Genomic DNA, 17189 nt, shown 5'->3' with positions numbered 1-17189 from the left:
TGACCCTGACCACCGACACAAACACCGACTCGACGACGGAGGTGACCACCGATGACCTGATGCAAATACCAGCCTGACCACCACCGAAGGATCAACAACGAGTTACACCACTACTTGGGGCTTGACCAGTCCACACGCAGCCACGGAGCGTCTGCCCATCAGTTCCCGCGGCATCACGCACCGAGCGAGGCTCCATTCCTACCGCCAGCAAGTTCGTGGCTGTCACCGCAGTGCACGGTTCATAGGTCGTGCCGTCGTTCGCGCTACTCCAACGATGAGCGTGAGTCGTGATGAACGGCAGCACGTGCCCATCAGCATCCGTTTGCCGAACACCGGCGGCTCGCGAGTCAGCCGCCACGGAACCAGATCCGACCACTTCGGATCTACGGTCATCGTCCGCGCTGCACGCACTCGTCATCGTCAATACCGCGCCGCCCGCCATCAACAATCGGACCAACCCGAGTGACCGTTCTGACCATAACCGGCCTGTCACCAGACGTCCGCCTCGTCGTATGCGGCAGCGGCTGCCGTACACCGACTCGATAGCTGGTCCAGTTCGGCACATTGAGCGTCAAAGTCGGCAGCAACTTGACCCGTCACCTGGATCAGCTTGTCGAAGAGCGCCTGCCCCTCAACGCAATCGACGCCGAAGTAGTTCCGTCGAAGCACTCGTCGCAAGTCCGACGCGAGACCCCCGAGTTCCCGCGCCGCATCCTCGGCCGCCGCGGCGCGCAAGCGCCACACGTCGGCTTCCGACCTCACCTCGCCGGCCATCGAGCTCCCCCTCCGTCGTCCCCGATACGGGTGCGGTTGGGGATCCGGCTCCCCCGCCGTCGGACCCCCAACCACGCCCCCCGGAGTGACGTGCGCCCGGCTCCCCCTGCCGGGCCGCCCGCCACTTCCTTTCAACCGCGAGGCTCCTCATGATCCCCCGTTCCACCAGGAACCTCGTTGTAATAGTTAGACGCACCGACCCCCCTTTCCGGTTCCACTTCCGGAAACATACTCTTGGATGCTTTTCGCAATCCTCTGACCAGGGCGTTTCCCTCACGCCGTTCGGCCTTCCGCAAACCTTGAAGTGCCTTGTCCGACCCGTCGGCTAGTGTTCTCACATCTTGGTGTGCATGCACCATTCGGGACGATGGAGGGATTTCATGAAGGTCGTATATCTGCACGGTGTCGGGCCGGACGGCGACGCCGACCATGAATGGCTTGCCGCGCTGAACGGATCGCTCGCGACCCTCGGCGCCGAGCCGATCGACGAGCGGGACGTCGTGGCGCCGCGCTACGCCGCCCTGCTCGGGACCACGGGGCTCAGCGTCGCCCACCCCAAGAACACCTACAAGGAGAAGGACGACCGCGCCGCGCGGCGTGCCTTCGAACGGCGCCAGGCGCAGGTCGAGCGCACGATTCGCCACTTCGAGGACGTCAAGACCTTCGGATTTCACCGGATCTCCGGGGCGATGGTCCACCCCATCCAGAGCGCCGCGATCAATGCGGCCCCGATCGCGGAGCTCAAGCAGGTCAAGAACTACTTGACCGACGAGAAGACCCGCGCCGCGGTGCTGCAACGCATCATCGACGATCTGCCGCACAAGGACGACATCATTCTGATCGGGCACAGCCTCGGCAGTGTCATCGCGATCGATCTGCTCGACAACCTGCCCTCCGGCGTCCATGTGCAGCGCTTCATCACCATCGGCAGTCCCGCGGGCTCGCCGGTCCTGTATCAGGGTCGGGCCCGCATCCTCAAACGATTCCCGTATTCGCGCGTCGACGACTGGTCCAACTTCCTCGACCCCGCCGACGCGGTGACCGCGGGCAAGGGACTCGCGGCACTGTTCCCCGGTGCTCAGGACTTCATGATCACCGGCGCGACCGGGCACCGGTCACCCTCGTACCTGCGACATCCGGCGATCGCGACGCTGGTCGACCAGATACTGAATCCGGGCAAGGACGTCGTGATCGCGTCGAGCGCGGTCGTCCCCCGTCTCACCGAAGACCAGGCGAGCACCCTCGCGACCATCGAGTTCGCCAATCACGTCACCGACAAGATCGACGACGACGAGAGGGCGAACCGTTTCGAGGACGCCGTCAGCGTTCTCCGTGACAACTACGTCGCCGAACTGATCGAGCAGAGCACCGGGCACGCGATTCCGCAGGAGATCGAGGAACTCGGCAAGGGCCGCATGCCGAACCTCCCCCGACGGTGGGATCTGGCCGAGGCGATCGCGCTGACCGTCGTGCTCGCCAACACCAACCTGATCGCGCCGCACGAGATCGACACCGGCGACGCCGCGCTCCAGGCGATCGTGCCGTTCATGGTGCAGTTGGGCTATCCGACCGGAACCGGCAAGAAGGTGCAGGCGGCCGTGCAGGAGGTGAACGATCACCTGTCGGGCAGCCGATGGTCCCCGAGCACCACCACCCGGGTGGCGATGGCCGCGGTCGGCGTCGCCCTGCTCGCCGCGGGACCGGTCGGCGTGGCCATGGCCGGCGCCGCGGGCACCGCCGGTGCCGCGGCGGTCACCAGCGGGCTCGCCGCCTTCGGCCCGGGCGGGATGGCCGGCGGCATGGCGATGCTGACCGGCCTCGGCGGTACCGGCGGGATGGTGGCCGCCGCCGCGGCGACCGCCCGCACGGGCGGCGAGAACCTGGTCCTCGATCCCACGAGCCTCGCGATCCGGGTCGCGACCGCTCAGGCCCTGCGCGATGTCGGGGAGCCGTTCGACGACAACCTGTGGCAGGACATCGCCGACGCCGAGACCGGACTCGCCGCCGACTACAACCGCATGGAGACCTTCAGCGATCCCAAGTCGCCGGCACTGAAGAAGATCGACGCCGCGCGGACCACGCTCACCGGACTGCAGGGCTACATGTTCGCGCACGGCCTGGTGCCGGACGACTTCGAGGCACCGCTCCGGGACGGCTCAGCGCCGCAGCCTTCCGGATCCGGCAAAACGAAGACCCGTTTCCAACTGCGACGGGGCCGCGACGAAGACGACTGACGACCGCCGACGTGGCCGCGGGCCCTCAGCCGAGAGCCTGCTCCACGTCGGCGATCAGGTCGTCGGCGTCCTCGATGCCGACCGACAGCCGCACCAGGTCATCGGGTACCTCGAGCAGGGACCCCGCGGTCGACGCATGCGTCATCGCGCCGGGGTGCTCGATCAACGACTCGATGCCGCCGAGCGATTCGGCCAGCGTGAAGACCTTGGTGCGGGCGCAGAAGTCGAGCGCCGCCTCCTTGCCGCCGGCCAGCCGCACCGAGATCATGCCGCCGAAGCGGCGCATCTGACGGGCGGCCGCGTCGTGCCCGGGGTGATCGTCGAGCCCGGGGTACAGCACGGACCGCACCTTCGAGCTGCCGGAGAGCACCTCGACCAGCTTCTCCGCGTTGTCGCAGTGCCGCTCCATCCGGACCGCGAGGGTCTTGATCCCGCGCATGGTCAGGTAGGCGTCGAACGGGCCGGGCACCGCGCCCGCCCCGTTCTGCAGGAAGGCGACGTCGGCGTCGAACTGCTCGTCGTCGGTGATCAGCGCGCCGCCGACGACGTCGGAGTGGCCGCCCAGGTACTTGGTGGTCGAGTGCAGCACCACATCGGCCCCCAGCGCCAGCGGCTGCTGCAGGTACGGGGTGGCGAAGGTGTTGTCCACCACAAGCTTCGCGCCGCCCTCGTGTGCGACATGGGCGATCGCCGCGATGTCGCCGACGTTCAGCAGCGGATTGGTGGGCGTCTCGGTCCAGACCAGTCTGGTCTTCGGGGTCATCGCCGCTGCGACGGCGTCGACGTCGTTGACAGGCGCCACCGAGTACTCGATCCCCCACTGCGAGAACACCTTGTCGATCAGCCGGAAGGTGCCGCCGTAGGCGTCGTTCGGGATGACGAGGTGGTCACCGGGACGCAGGGCGGCCCGCAGCACGGCGTCGGTCGCCGCCATGCCGGATGCGAAGGCCCGGCCGTACGCACCGCCTTCGATGGCGGCGAGGTTCGCCTCCAGCACCCGGCGGGTCGGGTTCCCGGTCCGCGCGTACTCGAAACCGTCGCGCATGCCGCCCACGCCGTCCTGCGCGAACGTCGAACTCGCGTAGATCGGCACATTGACGGCGCCGGTGCGGCCGTCCGGATCCCAGCCCGCGTGAATGGCCTTGGTCGAGAATCCCTCGTCTGTCACTGCTTGTCCTCACGAATCGGAAGCGGATGGGTGCTGGCGTAGGCGAGCAGGTCGTGCCGGGTGATGACGCCGATCGGCTTGCCGTCCTCCACCACCATCAACGCATCGGAGGTACTCAAAGCTTCCAGCGCCGACGACACGGGTTCGCCGGCACCGATCAGCGGGAAGGCGGGCCCCATGTGCGCCGACACCGGATCGGCCAGCGTCGCCCGGCCCTCGAAGACCGCCGACAACAGGTCACGTTCGTTCACCGCGCCCGCGATCTCACCCGCCATGATCGGCGGCTCCGCGCCCACGACCGGCATCTGCGACACCCCGAACTCGCGAAGGATCTCGATCGCGTCGCGCAGCGTCTCCTGCGGATGCGTGTGCACCAGGTCGGGCAGAACACCGGTCTTGCTGCGCAGCACCTCGCCCACGGTGAACTCCGGCAGCTCGCCCTCCAGGGGCGTGCGCAGGAAGCCGTAGCTGCTCATCCAGTCGTCGTTGAAGATCTTCGACAGGTATCCACGGCCGCCGTCGGGCAGCAGCACCACCACCACGGCGTCCGGCCCTTCGCGCTCGGCCACCTCCAGTGCGGCGACGACGGCCATACCGCACGACCCGCCGACCAGCAGGCCCTCCTCGCGGGCCAGGCGCCGCGTCATCTCGAACGAGTCGGCGTCGGAGACCGCGATGATCTCGTCGGGGATGGTCGGGTCGTAGGCGTCCGGCCAGAAGTCCTCGCCGACGCCCTCGACCAGATACGGACGGCCCGAGCCGCCCGAATAAACCGAGCCCTCGGGGTCGACGCCGACCACCTTGACGCGGCCGTCGGACACCTCCTTGAGGTAGCGCCCGGTCCCGGTGATGGTGCCGCCGGTGCCGACGCCGGCGACGAAGTGCGTCACAGTGCCGTCGGTGTCGTTCCATATCTCCGGGCCGGTGGTCTCGTAGTGGCTGAGCGGGCCGTTCGGATTCGCGTACTGGTTCGGCTTCCACGCGCCGGGCGTCTCGCGCACCAGGCGGTCGGAGACGTTGTAGTAGCTGTCCGGGTGCTCCGGCGGGACCGCCGTCGGGCACACGACCACCTGCGCGCCGTACGCGCGCAGCACGTTCCGCTTGTCCTCGGCCACCTTGTCGGGGCAGACGAAGATGCACTTGTAGCCGCGCTGCTGCGCGACGAGCGCCAGCCCGACACCGGTGTTGCCCGACGTCGGCTCCACGATGGTGCCGCCCGGCTTCAGTTCGCCCGACGCCTCGGCGGCGTCGATCATCCGCGTGGCGATGCGGTCCTTGGAACTGCCTCCCGGGTTCAGGTACTCGATCTTCGCGGCGACCAGTCCCGCACCCGGTTTCACCACCGAGTTGAGCTTGACCAGCGGTGTGTTTCCTACCAGGTCCACGACGTGATTCGCGATGCGCATGGGTCCATAGTGACACTCCGCCCGGAACCACTCGACCCCGGCTATTCTGACCGCATGTCTGAAGCTGTGATCGTCTCCACCGCCCGTTCCCCCATCGGCCGCGCCGGCAAGGGATCCCTCAAGGACGTCCGTCCGGATGAGCTCGCTCGCCAGATGGTCGCCACCGCGCTGAGCAAGGTGCCCGAGCTCGACGTCGCCGACATCGACGACATCCACCTCGGCATCGGCCAGCCCGGCGGTGCGGGCGGGTACAACATCGCGCGCGTCGTCGCCGTCGAACTCGGCCTCGACCACGTCCCCGGCGTGACGGTGAACCGCTACTGCTCGTCGTCGTTGCAGACCACCCGCATGGCCCTGCACGCCATCAAGGCCGGCGAGGGCGACGTGTTCATCTCCGGCGGCGTCGAGAGCGTCTCCAGTTTCGGCACCGCCGGTGCCGCCGACGGCCTGCCCAACTCCAAGAACCCGATCTTCGCTGACGCCGAGGCGCGCACCGAACTCGCCGCCCAGGGCGGCCAGGGACCGTGGCACGACCCCCGCCAGGACGGCCTGCTCCCCGACGTCTACATCGCCATGGGCCAGACCGCTGAGAACGTCGCCAGCTTCACCGGCATCTCCCGCGAGGACCAGGACCGCTGGGGCGTGCTCAGCCAGAACCGCGCCGAGAAGGCCATCGCCGAGGGCTTCTTCGCCCGCGAGATCGACCCGATCACCCTGGCCGACGGCACGCAGGTCACCACCGACGACGGCCCGCGCGCCGGCACCACCTACGAGAAGATCAGCCAGCTGAAGCCGGTCTTCCGCCCGGACGGCACCATCACCGCGGGCAACGCCTGCCCGCTGAACGACGGCGCCGCCGCCCTCGTCATCATGAGCGACACCAAGGCCAAGGAACTCGGCCTCACCCCGCTCGCCCGGATCGTCGCCACCGCCGCGACCGGTCTCTCCCCGGAGATCATGGGCCTGGGCCCGATCGAGGCCGTGCGCAAGGTGCTGCGTATCGCGAACATGACGATCGACGACATCGATCTCTACGAGCTCAACGAGGCCTTCGCCGTCCAGGTGCTCGGCTCGGCCGCCGAACTGGGCATGGACCACGACCGGCTGAACGTCTCCGGTGGCGCGATCGCCCTCGGCCACCCCTTCGGCATGACCGGCGCGCGGATCACCACCACCCTGCTCAACAACCTGCGGACCCACGACAAGACCTTCGGTCTGGAGACCATGTGCGTCGGCGGCGGCCAGGGCATGGCGATGGTCATCGAACGCCTCATCTGACCCGTCACGAACCACGACGCGCGGCCCCCGGGAGACTTCTTCCCGGGGGCCGCGCCCGTCTGCCGATCGACCGATGAGCCGTGATCTCCGATGACGACCACGGCCGGACAGATCGCAGACCGTCGCACAAGCGGGAATAGTGACCACATCTGCGACGGTCTGCGGATGCGCACCTGAAAACGAACGGTCCCGCGGGTCTCAAAGAGAATCGCGGGACCGCTCGTGGGGTTTCGACAGGCTCAACCGGCTTCCTTGGGCTCAACCGGCTTACTTGGGCTCAACCGGCTTACTTGGGCTCAACCGGGCGAGCCGAGGCGACTAGTCGCTGTTCAGGTAGCTCAGCAGGCGCAGGATCTCGACGTACAGCCAGACCAGGGTGACGGTCAGGCCGAGGGCGATACCCCAGGCGGCGCGGGACGGGGCGCCGGCCTTCACCAGGCGGTCGGCGGCGTCGAAGTCGACCAGGAACGAGAAGGCGGCCAGCGCGATGCAGACCAGCGAGAAGATGATCGCGATGGGGCCTCCGCTGCGGATGCCCATGTCGACCCCGAACAGGCTCAGGACCAGGTTGCCGATCATCAAGACGAGCACGCCGACCAGACCCGCCATCAGCATGCGGGTGAAACGCGGAGTGACGCGGATGGCGCCGACCTTGTAGACCACCAGCATGCCGATGAACACGCCGATGGTGCCGAGAACGGCCTGGCCGATCATCGCGCCGGCGCTCACGTTGTCCCCGACGGTGAAGTTCGCGAAGACGAACGAGATGGCGCCGACGAAGAGGCCTTCCAGCGCGGCGTAGCTGAGCACGATCGCCGGATTGTCCTGCTTGCGGCCGAAGCTCGCGATCAGGACCATGATCAAGCCACCGATCGCGCCGACCAGCAGGAACGGCATGGCGAACGCCGCCTGAGCGGCCTCGTCGGCCCGCGTGGCGATCACGGCGTAGGTGGCGATCGCGACCGCGATCAGCACACCGAGCGTGATGCCGGTCTTCACCACGACGTCGTCGACGGTGAGCTGCCCCTGCGCGGTGGCGGGTGCGTAGTTCTGGGTCTGCGAGTCCTGCAGATACGGGTTGGCTTGCTGGCCGGTCATCATGGCGCCCTGCTGGGCGCCGGGGATGGCCTGGCCGAAGCCGGCATAGGGGGCCGGCTGATTGTCGCGGACCACGCCGCGCATCACCGGGTTGCTGCTGTCACGCACTCGTTGCTCCTTAGGCAGGGGTGGTAGACGGGACGCTCTCATCGAGTTCAACGCACGACGCGCTGTTCTGGTTCCGACTTTACCGATTCTTTAACGAATCCGCGGAGTGCGGCGGTCAGGACGTCCTCGGCGAGCGACAGGTCGTCGCCCCATGGTAGACCGGGTTTGGCCGTCATCAGGTCGGCGATGCCGTGTGCCACCGACCAGAGTTTGAGCACCATCGCGACCACGTCGCCGCGCGGCAGCACGCCGGTGTCCATCGCTTCGACGACGGTGTCGGCGAAGTGCCGGAACGCCGACGCCATCAGCACCTCGTCGGTCTGGGTGGGCGTCGTCGACGAGCGCGCGAACGCCTCGCGGAAGATCACCGGGTTCTCGATCGCGAACCGCACGTAGGCCATGCCCTGGGCCAGGCCGCGGTCGACGACGTCGTCGACCCCCTCGGACGCGGCCATCATCACCGCGTCGAACTGCTCGAAGAAGCGGGCGCAGACGGCGTCGAGCAGTTCCTCCTTGTCGGTGAAGTGCAGGTAGATCGACGGCGGGGTGACGCCGACGGCGTCGGCGACGGCGCGGATCGACACGGCCGCGTGACCACCGCGCTCGATGAGGAGGTCGGTGGCGGCCTGCAGGATCTCGTCGGCCAGCAACTCGCCCGAACCCCTCGGCGACCGCTTCCGCATCCCGCACGTCCCCTTCCTTCTCACTCGTCGACCAGCCCGATCCGGTCGTGCAACCGCCGCAGCGGGGCCGGTGCCCACCAGTTCCACCGGCCCGCCAGCCGCATGAACGCGGGCACCAGCATCATGCGGATCAGCGTCGCGTCCATCAGCACGGCGAGTGCCAGTCCCACCCCGAACATTCGCATGAACGACACCTGCGAGGCAGCGATCCCGGCAAAGACGATGGCCATCAGCAGCGCGGCGGCGGTCACCACGCGGCCGGTCCGGGCGAGCCCGATCGCGACCGCGTGGTCGTTGGCGGCGCGCGTGCGGTCCGACTTCAGCCACTCCTCACGGATCCGGCCGAGCAGGAACACCTCGTAGTCCATCGACAGCCCGAACGCGATGCAGAACATCAGCACCGGCATGGTCGCCACCAGGTAACCCATCGGCGTGGTACCGAGCCCGCCGAGATGACCGTCCTGGAAGATCCAGACCATCGCGCCGAAGGTCGCCGACAGCGACAGCACGTTCATCACCAGCGCCTTCAACGGGAGCACGACGCTGCCGGTGAACAGGAACAGCAGCAGGTAGGTGGCGACCGCGATCACGACCAGCACCCACGGCAGCGAGGCGTAGATGGCCGAGACCGTGTCGGCGTTGACCGCGGCGAGCCCGGTGAAGCTGACCTGCACCCCCGCCGGTCTCTCGACGGCCCGCAACGCGGTGATCTGCTTCTGGCCGCTCGGCCGCATCGGCTCGACGTCGCCGGTGATCTGGATCAGCGAGTCGTCGCCGCGGACCAGGCCCGGCGGAGCCGGCGCGAGCCGCCGCCCGTCGCGGAACACTCCGGCCGGACTCGACACCGAGGTCACGTCACGCACTGTCGAGAGCTCCCCGGCGTAGTGCGCCATCCGTCCCTCGTCCAGCTTGCCGTGCACCACGGCGGTCACGTTCGACGCCGCGCTCTCGTCGTACTGGTCCCGGATCTCCTGAGCGATGGCGTGCGGCGGAGACGACGCCGGGAGCACCCGGTCGTCGGGGAAGCCGAACTTGATACCGGCGAACGGCAGGCCGAGGACCACCAGGAACGCCGTCACCGCGAGCGCGACCGGGACGGCCCGGCGGAGCACCCACTGGGCGCTGCGGTACCAGAAACCCTCTTCGAGAGGCTTCGGCTCGGGCGCCGGCCGGCGCAGCAGCTTGCGGACCCCGCGGCGCAGGTCGAGGGCGTCGACCCGCCCGCCGAGGACCGCCAGCAGCGCCGGGGTGATCACGATCGCCGCGACCACGGCGACCACCACCACCCCGATACCGGCGTACGCGAACGACCGCAGGAAGTACATCGGGAAGATCGCGAGCGCCGCCAGCGACAGTCCGACGGTGACCGCGGAGAAGATCACCGTGCGGCCGGCCGTGTTGATCGTCCGCACGATGGCCTCGTCTCGCGGCCGCCCGGCGGCGACCTCCTCGCGGTAGCGGGTGACGATCAGCAGCGTGTAGTCGATCGCGAGCGCGAGTCCCATCGCCGTGGTGAGGTTCAGCGCGTAGATCGAGACGTCGGCGAACTCGGTGATCACCCGCAGCAGCGCCATGGTGCCGATGATCGCGACGATCCCCACCAGCACCGGCAGCGCGGCGGCGACCACACCGCCGAAGATCACGATGAGCAGCAGGAAGCTGATCGGGATGGCGATCGCCTCGGCGATCGCGAGGTCTTTCGAGGTCTGCTCGTTCACCGTGCCGTAGACCATCGCGGCGCCGCCGACCTTGATCGTGATCCCGTCCCGGGTCCCGGAGAACTCCTTGCTCAGCTCCTCCGCGCGGCCCGGCGCCTTCGCGTCGCCACCGTCGAGACCGGCGATGATCTGCGTCGACGACTTGTCCCGGCTGAGCAGTTCCCCGGCGAGTTCTGGCGACGACCAGATCGACAGCACCGGCTTCTGCACCCACGACGTGGTTTCGAGCCGGTCGAGGATCCGCTGTCCGACGGCGCGGGCGGCCGGATCGGTCGCCATGTCGGTGCCGGCGGGGCCGTCGAGTTTGAAGACCACCTGCGGCCCGCCCTGGCCGAACACGTCGTCGAGCACGCTGGTGGCGTGCGTCGATTCGGCGCCCGGATCTTCGTAACCACCGGGCAGCATCTTGCTCGCGGCACCCGCCCCGTACAGGCCGGCGGCGATGAGCAGGACGACGGCCAGACTCAGCACCAGTCGTGGCGCCGCGATCACGCGCCGGGTCAGCGAATCGAGCATGGAGAACCTCTTCGACGGGGTCCGGCAGACGCGGACACGAGTGGGTTATCAGCGTTAAGTTATCACCGATAACTTTGAGACGGTAGAGCGTTCTCGTCCGGCTTCCCTCAGATCCTCACGACGGCGGTCACGGCCGTGTTTGGATGACGGCGTGTCTTCCCTCGCCTCCGATGCCGATGAGGGTCGCGAGATCGCGCGACCGACCCGATCCCAGCGCGACCCGGAGTGGCTGCGCGAACGTCTCAACGCCTGGATCAAGACCCGGGCCGGCGACGACACCGAAGTCACCGAGGTGGTGCTGCCGTCGGCGAACGGCATGTCCAGCGAAACGCTGCTGGCCGAGGCGCTGATCGACGGTGCACCGCAGAGCCTCGTCGTGCGGGTGGCGCCGGTCGCCGAGAGCGATCCGGTGTTCCCGTCGTACGACCTGGACGGCCAATACCGCTTGATCGAACATGTCGCCGCCACCACCGACGTGCCGCTGCCGCGGCTGTGGTGGTCCGAACCCGACCCCGCCCCGCTCGGGGCACCGTTCTTCGTGATGAGCCGAGTGGACGGGCGGGTTCCGCCGGATGTGATGCCGTACACCTTCTCGTCGTGGGTCACCGAGGCCACGCCGGACGAACGCGCCGAGATGGTACGACGCAGCGTCGAGGTGCTCACCCGGATCCATGCCGCGCCGATCGAGGGCTCCGGAGTGGAACCGCCCCGCGAGGGCGAGACACCGCTGCAAGCGCATCTGCGGCGGCTCCGCGACTTCTACGAGTGGGCGAGTCGCGACGGCGTCTCGTCGCCGCTGATCGAGCGCGGTTTCGCCTCGGCCGAGGAACATCGGCCCGCCGAGACCGAGACCGTGCTCTGCTGGGGTGACTCGCGGATCGGCAACATCATCTACGACGGCTTCACGCCCGCCGCGGTGCTCGACTGGGAGATGGCCACGGTCGGCCCTCGCGAACTGGACATCGCGTGGATGATCTTCATCCACCGGTTCTTCCAGGACATCACCGAACTCGCCGGGCTCGACGGCCTCCCCGACTTCCTCACCCGCGACCAGGTGGCCACCGACTATCTCGCCGCCAGCGGGCACCAGCCGCACAATCTCGACTACTTCACCCTGTACGCCGCACTGATCCACGCCGTCGTGATGTACCGGATCCAGACGCGCGCGATCCACTTCGGCCAGGCGGAGGCACCGGCCGACCCGGACGACATGATCATGCACCGCAAGACGCTCGAGGCCATGCTGGCCGGCACCTACTGGGGGTCGATCAAGTGACGCTCTCACCGATGGACGACCACCCGGTCCACCAGGTCGCCGAACCGATCCGGAACGTCGGCACGTCCGACCGCAACTTCTACGACCGCTACTACTTCAACTGCCATCCACGCCGGTCGAGCCATCCATGCCGGTCGAGCGAAGTCGAGACCACCCCCTGGTTCATCTTCGGCCTCGGCGTCTACCCGAACCTCGGCGTCACCGACTGCTTCGTCGTCGTGCGCCGGGGAGACGACCACATCGTGGTGCGCGGTTCACGGGCGCTGGGCGCCGACCGCGACGATCTGCGGGTCGGGCCGTTCCGGACCGAGGTGGTGGAAGGTCTTGCGCGCCTGCGGATCTCACTGGAACCCGGTCACGGTGACGTCTCCTTCGACCTGGAGTTCACCGCCGACGCCCCCGCCGCGCTCGAACCTCGGCACTTTCAGCGGCAGCTGGAGCGCGTCACTTTCGACACCCAGCGATTCGTGCAGACGGGCGACTGGACCGGGTCGATCACCGTGGACGGCACCCGGTACGACGTGACCCCCGAGGAGTGGCGCGGCAACCGCGATCGGTCGTGGGGCGTGCGGCCCGTCGGCGAGGCCGAACCGCCGGGGCGGCGCGCGGCATCGTCGGACGATGCGAGCTTCTTCTGGATCTACGCGGTGATGCGTTTCGACGACTTCGCGGTGGTCTCGATCGTGCAGGAGAAGCGCGACGGTGAGCGCGTGATGGACGACGCCCGCGTGATCTGGGCCGACGAGTCACGGGGCGTGCAGTGGCTCGGCCGTGTCGAGCACGACGTGACCTTCCACCCGGGTGGACGCGAACCCGCAAGTGCCACCTTGCGATTCATCAAACCGTCTGGTGCGACGACCACGGTGACCGCCGAGCCGAAGCTCGCCAACTACCTCGGTTTCGGCACAGGCTACGGGCTGGAACAGGATTGGCGGCACGGCATGTGGCAGGGCGACGAGAAGGTGGAGGCCCTGCGCCTGAAGGTCTCCGAGATCGACCCGACGATGAAGCTGTTCTGTCCGGTCGATCATCTGGCGTCGTTCACGCTGACCGACGCGGACGGGATCGTCCACACCGGAGAGGGCCTCTTCGAGTTCGCCGTGATCGGCCCGCACGATCAGTACGGGTTCCGCGACTACGTGGACGTCGCGCCCGAGATGTAGTGCTCCCAGCCCTGTCGCAGGAAGTCGGCGTAGACCTCGATCGGCTGCGCCCCGGAGAGCACGTAGTGGCGGTCGAGCACGAAGTACGGCACGCCTTGGCATTTCAGTTCGTGGGCGAGCGTCTCGTCGTCGCGGACGGCCTGCGCGAAGCGGGTGTCGTCGGCGAGCACCGCGCGCACCCGCGCCTCGTCGAAGCCCTCGCCGGCGGCGATCTCGACGAGTCGTTCGTGGCTGCCGAAGAGCTTGCGCTCGTCGGCGAAGTTGGCGTGAAAGAGGGCGAGGAGCATGTCCTCGGCGCGGCCCGACTCGCCGGCGAAGTGCACCAGTCGGTGCATGTCGAAGGAGTCGCCGAAATCCCGGCCCGACGTCACATAGGGGAGCCCGAACTCGGCCGCCTTCTCCCCCAGCTGGATCTCCCCCTGCGACGCCTGCTCCCGCGTGAAGCCGTATTGCTTGGCCAGATGCGCGACGACCTCCCCCGATGCCCCGCGCGGCTGCGTCGGATCGAGCTCGAACGACCGGTGGATCACCTCGGTCTGGTCCTTGTGCTCGAAACCCCCGAGCGCCTCGAGGAACTGGTGGACACCGAGGTAGCAGAACGGGCAGTTGATATCGGACCAGATCTCGACCTTCATCATCCCTCCATCGAACCAGAGCGCCGCCACGCCAGTCGAGCGACGCCCAGGACAGTCGATCCCCATGCTGGTCGAGCGGCGTCGAGACCACCCACTTGTCCAGAGGTCTGATCTCGACTCCGCTCGATCATCATGAAGAGCACCTCGACGCACGGCCCTCTGTTGGTCGAGCGGAGTCGAGACCACCCCTCACCTCGCCGGGCCACCCACCTGGCAAGATCGACCCCGCGCCCCCGTAGCCCAATTGGCAGAGGCAGCGGACTTAAAATCCGCCGAGTGTCGGTTCGAGCCCGACCGGGGGCACCGCATAATCGCAGGTCACGGCGTAATGACGTCGTGTCCTGTGGTGTTTCGGGGCCTTCACCCCGGCATCACCCCGGCACACGCGCGTCTCAGCGCGCTACTGAGGACGCGCTCTGCCAATTGGGCTACGGGGGCGTGGAACCGCGCATGGGACCAGGTGACGGCGCTACTGAGGGCGTGCTCGGCGTACCGGCTTCGGCTTGGGTGCGAGGGCTGGGCGCCGGTGCAGCAGCGCGGCTTGGGATTCGACGGCCTCGGCAACGGTGTCGGCGGCGATGGTGCCTTGGTATTCCATGCCGGGTGCAATCGGCGGCGTTACCGTCGCGGTCGGCCGATTGCCGGGGCGGCGACCGTTGCGCCCTCCCGAGCGGGCAGGGGCGAACTCTGATTCGCCGGGGTCGGTATTCGCATTCATCGAGACTCCTCAAGAAGTAGACGCCCCATCCCGACGAGCCGGAAGAACTCCGAAGAACGGCCTTGCCGGGATGGGGCGGCAATGGTTCGGGTGCTCTGCATTCGAACCCAGGTAAGTCCGGATGAAAGCGGTCCCGAACCCCACGCCTTGGCCGTCCGGGGCGGGGACGGACTGTAGCCAGGGCGAGGGCATGGGTGGTCAATCTGCGAGCAGGGTCGACCAGAACTGGGAAGCGACGTACCTTGCCCGAAGGCCACGCCCGGCCAGCGTTGTCGGTGCCAGCCGGGGCGAGGCGCAGATCAGACTACGAACACCGGCGCGGTGTAGGTCGAACTCGCGGTCACCTGGAGCACGGCGGCGGCACCTCTGTGTTTGGCGCCGACACCGAAGCTGCGCTGAAGGAAGCTGTTGGTGATCGGGTACTGCGAGTCAGCGCCGGGGATCACCCGCAGACCTTGGTAGTCGGCGGTGGGGTGCTGGCGGATGGCGATGGGGTTCATGTCGCTGCCCGGCCCTCCGGTTGCGGCCACGATCAGGTAGCCAGCCGGAATCAGCGTGGACTTGATGACGAGCGCGTCGCCATACGATCCGAACACGGGCAGACCGTTGAACTCCTCGGGGGCCTGGCGACCGACGATGGTTTCCTCGGTGAGGTAGGCCGGGGCGGACTTGCTGAGCACGAAGTCGTACTTGGCGATCGGTCCGATAGCGTCGGGGTTGATCGTCAGCTCGTCCTCGGACGGCTCACGCGAGGGCAGGCCGCGCCGCCAGGTGCTGATGAGGTCGGCCTCGCGTTCGTTGCACAGCACGAGCAACTGAGCACCGGCCACCGGGCCGTAGCCCTTGGAGGTGACGGCCTTGATCGCATTCTCGACGCCCCGACTATCGAGCATGACGTTCTCGGTCGTCAGATAGTGGCTGGTGGTGCTCGGGAACTCCACGCCCATGTACGGCGGCGGGGTCACACCGTCATCGCCCGAGTAGAGGCCGTAGACGCTGGTGGCGTCCTCGTTGAAATCCGGTGTGGGGGTCGAACAGCCGGTTCAGGACGGTGCCGGTCACCAGGCGGTTGTCGGCTTCGAGGGCGAGGTTCATGTTCGCGTTGATCTGGCGGGCATCGGCGTCGCGCAAGAACTGCCAGGTCATCCCCAGGCGCAGGTCGTAGTCAGAACGTGTAGCCAAGGCGCAAGGGTTCGGCTTTGGCGCGGCCGGAAGTGGGAACGCCGAACTCGCTGGCGGCCTCGAACTTCATCTGGCTCAATGTCTGCGGGACGGCCTCGCCTCGCTGGACTGTGTACGAACTGAGCAGCGAGGCGATGGTCATGCGCTCGCCGTTCCAGATTTCGAGCACGTCGGCCCATTCGTCCCAGATGACGTTGAGGTCGATACCGTCGCCGGACTGATTGACGAGGGCGTTGCCGACGCTGTTGATGCCTCGGCGCTGCTCAGCGCCATAGATCGGTGCGAGATACATAGAGTGGTTAGACACAGCGACTCCTTTGGTCGGTGGTGTAAGTGAAGATGGAAGGACTCGGTGAGTCCTGTCTTCTCCCCGGCCACCAGCCGAAAGAACGCCCGAAAGTTCGAGCCGTGCCGCGCGCTGCGCTGGCAATTCGAGTCGTGTTGCGTCAGCGGCCACGAGCCGTCCGACGATTGCGATACTACCGCACCGTTCGATGAACTATGTTGCGACGCAATGGATTTGGACTACCTGACTGGCGCGCTGAGGTGGCACTGCCAGCATTCGTAGAACAGGTCACTCTGGGGCACGTTCTGGACCGCGTTGCAGCGCGGACACGTCGCGGCCACCATGCCCTTGGGTGCTGCGGGTCGTGGCGGGATGATCCACAGCACGATCAGTGCGATCCAGCCGAACAGGAAGCACACGATGGTCCACGTCGTCGGGTCGAGGCCACGATTGCGCGCCATCGGTCCCGCCAGCCCGGCACACACGATGGCGCTGACGATGAGGAAGGGCAAGAACAGGCCATCCACGGTCGGTCACCGCCCTTTCTGGTCGAGATCAAATCGGGTGCGCTGCAATGATTTTGACAGTCTATGTGATTGGATCCTTCTCAAGGCGCCCGCCGAGGATTCCTTGGATCTTGTCGCACAGATTCGTCATGTTGCAGTTGACCAGCCAGTTGCCGCCCTCTACGAACGCGTAGCTCTTGATGATCGAACCGATCTGGCGGTACGTCTGGACCTGTGAGTCCTTGTTGGTTTCGGAGCTGAACGTCATGAGGATGATCTGCTCCTCCTCTCCGGAATCTGAGATCCAGCAGTCGGCGGTGTCATACCGTCGTAGCAACACTGCAGGCCACGAGGGGTTGCGGGTAGCGCGGTAGGAGACCCTGGGTGGGGCTGGGACGGATGATGTTGACGGTGGCGGACCGGACGGAGATCGCGGTCGG

Annotated in this window: 16 protein-coding genes and 1 tRNA gene; 5 read left to right on the top strand and 12 right to left on the bottom strand. The window is 67.4% G+C overall.

Annotated features, from left to right (window positions below):
* Positions 1–489 precede the first annotated feature (489 nt).
* The gene (locus tag ACSEEN_RS20465; RefSeq protein ID WP_247866730.1) at positions 490–774 is read right to left on the bottom strand and encodes a hypothetical protein; all 285 of its coding nucleotides are present in this window, start codon (positions 772–774) and stop codon (positions 490–492) included.
* A 380-nt stretch (positions 775–1154) separates the two neighbouring features.
* On the opposite strand from ACSEEN_RS20465, the gene ACSEEN_RS20460 reads away from it, so the two are divergent.
* Positions 1155–3008, top strand: a complete 1854-nt coding sequence (locus tag ACSEEN_RS20460; protein ID WP_440714170.1) for a hypothetical protein — start codon at positions 1155–1157, stop codon at positions 3006–3008.
* Between the two features lie 25 nt (positions 3009–3033).
* On the opposite strand, the gene ACSEEN_RS20455 is transcribed toward ACSEEN_RS20460, so the two are convergent.
* Together ACSEEN_RS20455 and ACSEEN_RS20450 are read right to left on the bottom strand one after the other, a co-directional pair.
* Positions 3034–4176: a cystathionine gamma-synthase gene (locus ACSEEN_RS20455; RefSeq protein ID WP_440714169.1), complete on the bottom strand. Its 1143-nt coding sequence runs from the start codon at positions 4174–4176 to the stop codon at positions 3034–3036.
* Positions 4173–5582, bottom strand: coding sequence for a cystathionine beta-synthase (locus ACSEEN_RS20450; RefSeq protein ID WP_247866724.1), 1410 nt, complete (start codon positions 5580–5582; stop codon positions 4173–4175). The genes ACSEEN_RS20455 and ACSEEN_RS20450 overlap by 4 nt, the downstream gene beginning before the upstream one ends.
* Positions 5583–5636: 54 nt before the next feature.
* On the opposite strand from ACSEEN_RS20450, the gene ACSEEN_RS20445 reads away from it, so the two are divergent.
* On the top strand, positions 5637–6860 hold the full coding sequence (locus tag ACSEEN_RS20445) for an acetyl-CoA C-acetyltransferase (protein ID WP_440714168.1): 1224 nt from the start codon (positions 5637–5639) through the stop codon (positions 6858–6860).
* A gap of 318 nt (positions 6861–7178) precedes the next feature.
* Here ACSEEN_RS20445 and ACSEEN_RS20440 read toward each other — a convergent pair whose 3' ends face one another.
* The 3 genes from ACSEEN_RS20440 to ACSEEN_RS20430 are packed head-to-tail and all read right to left on the bottom strand — an operon-like array spanning position 7179 to position 10983.
* Entirely contained in the window at positions 7179–8066 is an 888-nt protein-coding gene (locus tag ACSEEN_RS20440) for a Bax inhibitor-1/YccA family protein (RefSeq protein ID WP_371307353.1), read from the bottom strand.
* Between the two features lie 47 nt (positions 8067–8113).
* Positions 8114–8749, bottom strand: coding sequence for a TetR/AcrR family transcriptional regulator (locus ACSEEN_RS20435; protein ID WP_440714167.1), 636 nt, complete (start codon positions 8747–8749; stop codon positions 8114–8116).
* A gap of 20 nt (positions 8750–8769) precedes the next feature.
* Positions 8770–10983 carry an MMPL family transporter gene (locus tag ACSEEN_RS20430; protein ID WP_440714166.1) on the bottom strand — a complete coding sequence of 738 codons (2214 nt, stop codon included), beginning with the start codon at positions 10981–10983 and terminating at the stop codon, positions 8770–8772.
* Positions 10984–11134: 151 nt separating this feature from the next.
* On the opposite strand from ACSEEN_RS20430, the gene ACSEEN_RS20425 reads away from it, so the two are divergent.
* Together ACSEEN_RS20425 and ACSEEN_RS20420 are read left to right on the top strand one after the other, a co-directional pair.
* On the top strand, positions 11135–12259 hold the full coding sequence (locus ACSEEN_RS20425; protein WP_440714165.1) for a phosphotransferase family protein: 1125 nt from the start codon (positions 11135–11137) through the stop codon (positions 12257–12259).
* An 11-nt stretch (positions 12260–12270) separates the two neighbouring features.
* The gene (locus ACSEEN_RS20420; protein ID WP_440714164.1) at positions 12271–13422 is read left to right on the top strand and encodes an Rv3169 family protein; all 1152 of its coding nucleotides are present in this window, start codon (positions 12271–12273) and stop codon (positions 13420–13422) included.
* Here ACSEEN_RS20420 and ACSEEN_RS20415 read toward each other — a convergent pair.
* Positions 13395–14057 carry a DsbA family oxidoreductase gene (locus ACSEEN_RS20415; RefSeq protein WP_440714163.1) on the bottom strand — a complete coding sequence of 221 codons (663 nt, stop codon included), beginning with the start codon at positions 14055–14057 and terminating at the stop codon, positions 13395–13397. The two genes, ACSEEN_RS20420 and ACSEEN_RS20415, sit on opposite strands and share 28 nt — an antisense overlap.
* Positions 14058–14286: 229 nt before the next feature.
* On the opposite strand from ACSEEN_RS20415, the gene ACSEEN_RS20410 reads away from it, so the two are divergent.
* Positions 14287–14360, top strand: a tRNA-Leu gene (locus ACSEEN_RS20410).
* A 714-nt stretch (positions 14361–15074) separates the two neighbouring features.
* Here ACSEEN_RS20410 and ACSEEN_RS20405 read toward each other — a convergent pair.
* The 5 genes from ACSEEN_RS20405 to ACSEEN_RS20385 form a co-directional block, all read right to left on the bottom strand.
* Positions 15075–15740: a hypothetical protein gene (locus ACSEEN_RS20405; protein WP_440714162.1), complete on the bottom strand. Its 666-nt coding sequence runs from the start codon at positions 15738–15740 to the stop codon at positions 15075–15077.
* A gap of 4 nt (positions 15741–15744) precedes the next feature.
* Positions 15745–15957, bottom strand: a complete 213-nt coding sequence (locus tag ACSEEN_RS20400; RefSeq protein WP_440714161.1) for a hypothetical protein — start codon at positions 15955–15957, stop codon at positions 15745–15747.
* On the bottom strand, positions 15941–16264 hold the full coding sequence (locus ACSEEN_RS20395; protein WP_440714160.1) for a hypothetical protein: 324 nt from the start codon (positions 16262–16264) through the stop codon (positions 15941–15943). The genes ACSEEN_RS20400 and ACSEEN_RS20395 overlap by 17 nt, the downstream gene beginning before the upstream one ends.
* Before the next feature lie 218 nt (positions 16265–16482).
* Complete coding sequence (locus ACSEEN_RS20390) at positions 16483–16770, bottom strand: hypothetical protein (protein ID WP_440714159.1); 288 nt, start codon at positions 16768–16770, stop codon at positions 16483–16485.
* A 61-nt stretch (positions 16771–16831) separates the two neighbouring features.
* A complete protein-coding gene (locus ACSEEN_RS20385) occupies positions 16832–17017 on the bottom strand; it encodes a hypothetical protein (RefSeq protein WP_440714158.1) in 186 nt (61 codons plus the stop codon).
* Between the last annotated feature and the right edge of the window lie 172 nt (positions 17018–17189).

The organism is Gordonia marina (assembly GCF_052036135.1).
Classification (GTDB): domain Bacteria; phylum Actinomycetota; class Actinomycetes; order Mycobacteriales; family Mycobacteriaceae; genus Gordonia.
This window is presented reverse-complemented; position numbering and strand designations above follow the sequence as displayed.

What these genes read in the sequence shown, in the direction of transcription:
- ACSEEN_RS20465 (WP_247866730.1), bottom strand. Translation starts at nt 774, where the DNA reads ATGGCCGGCGAGGTGAGGTCGGAAGCCGACGTGTGGCGCTTGCGCGCC.
- ACSEEN_RS20460 (WP_440714170.1), top strand. Translation starts at nt 1,155, where the DNA reads ATGAAGGTCGTATATCTGCACGGTGTCGGGCCGGACGGCGACGCCGAC.
- ACSEEN_RS20450 (WP_247866724.1), bottom strand. Translation starts at nt 5,582, where the DNA reads ATGCGCATCGCGAATCACGTCGTGGACCTGGTAGGAAACACACCGCTG.
- ACSEEN_RS20445 (WP_440714168.1), top strand. Translation starts at nt 5,637, where the DNA reads ATGTCTGAAGCTGTGATCGTCTCCACCGCCCGTTCCCCCATCGGCCGC.
- ACSEEN_RS20435 (WP_440714167.1), bottom strand. Translation starts at nt 8,749, where the DNA reads ATGCGGAAGCGGTCGCCGAGGGGTTCGGGCGAGTTGCTGGCCGACGAG.
- ACSEEN_RS20430 (WP_440714166.1), bottom strand. Translation starts at nt 10,983, where the DNA reads ATGCTCGATTCGCTGACCCGGCGCGTGATCGCGGCGCCACGACTGGTG.
- ACSEEN_RS20420 (WP_440714164.1), top strand. Translation starts at nt 12,271, where the DNA reads ATGGACGACCACCCGGTCCACCAGGTCGCCGAACCGATCCGGAACGTC.
- ACSEEN_RS20415 (WP_440714163.1), bottom strand. Translation starts at nt 14,057, where the DNA reads ATGAAGGTCGAGATCTGGTCCGATATCAACTGCCCGTTCTGCTACCTC.
- ACSEEN_RS20385 (WP_440714158.1), bottom strand. Translation starts at nt 17,017, where the DNA reads ATGACGTTCAGCTCCGAAACCAACAAGGACTCACAGGTCCAGACGTAC.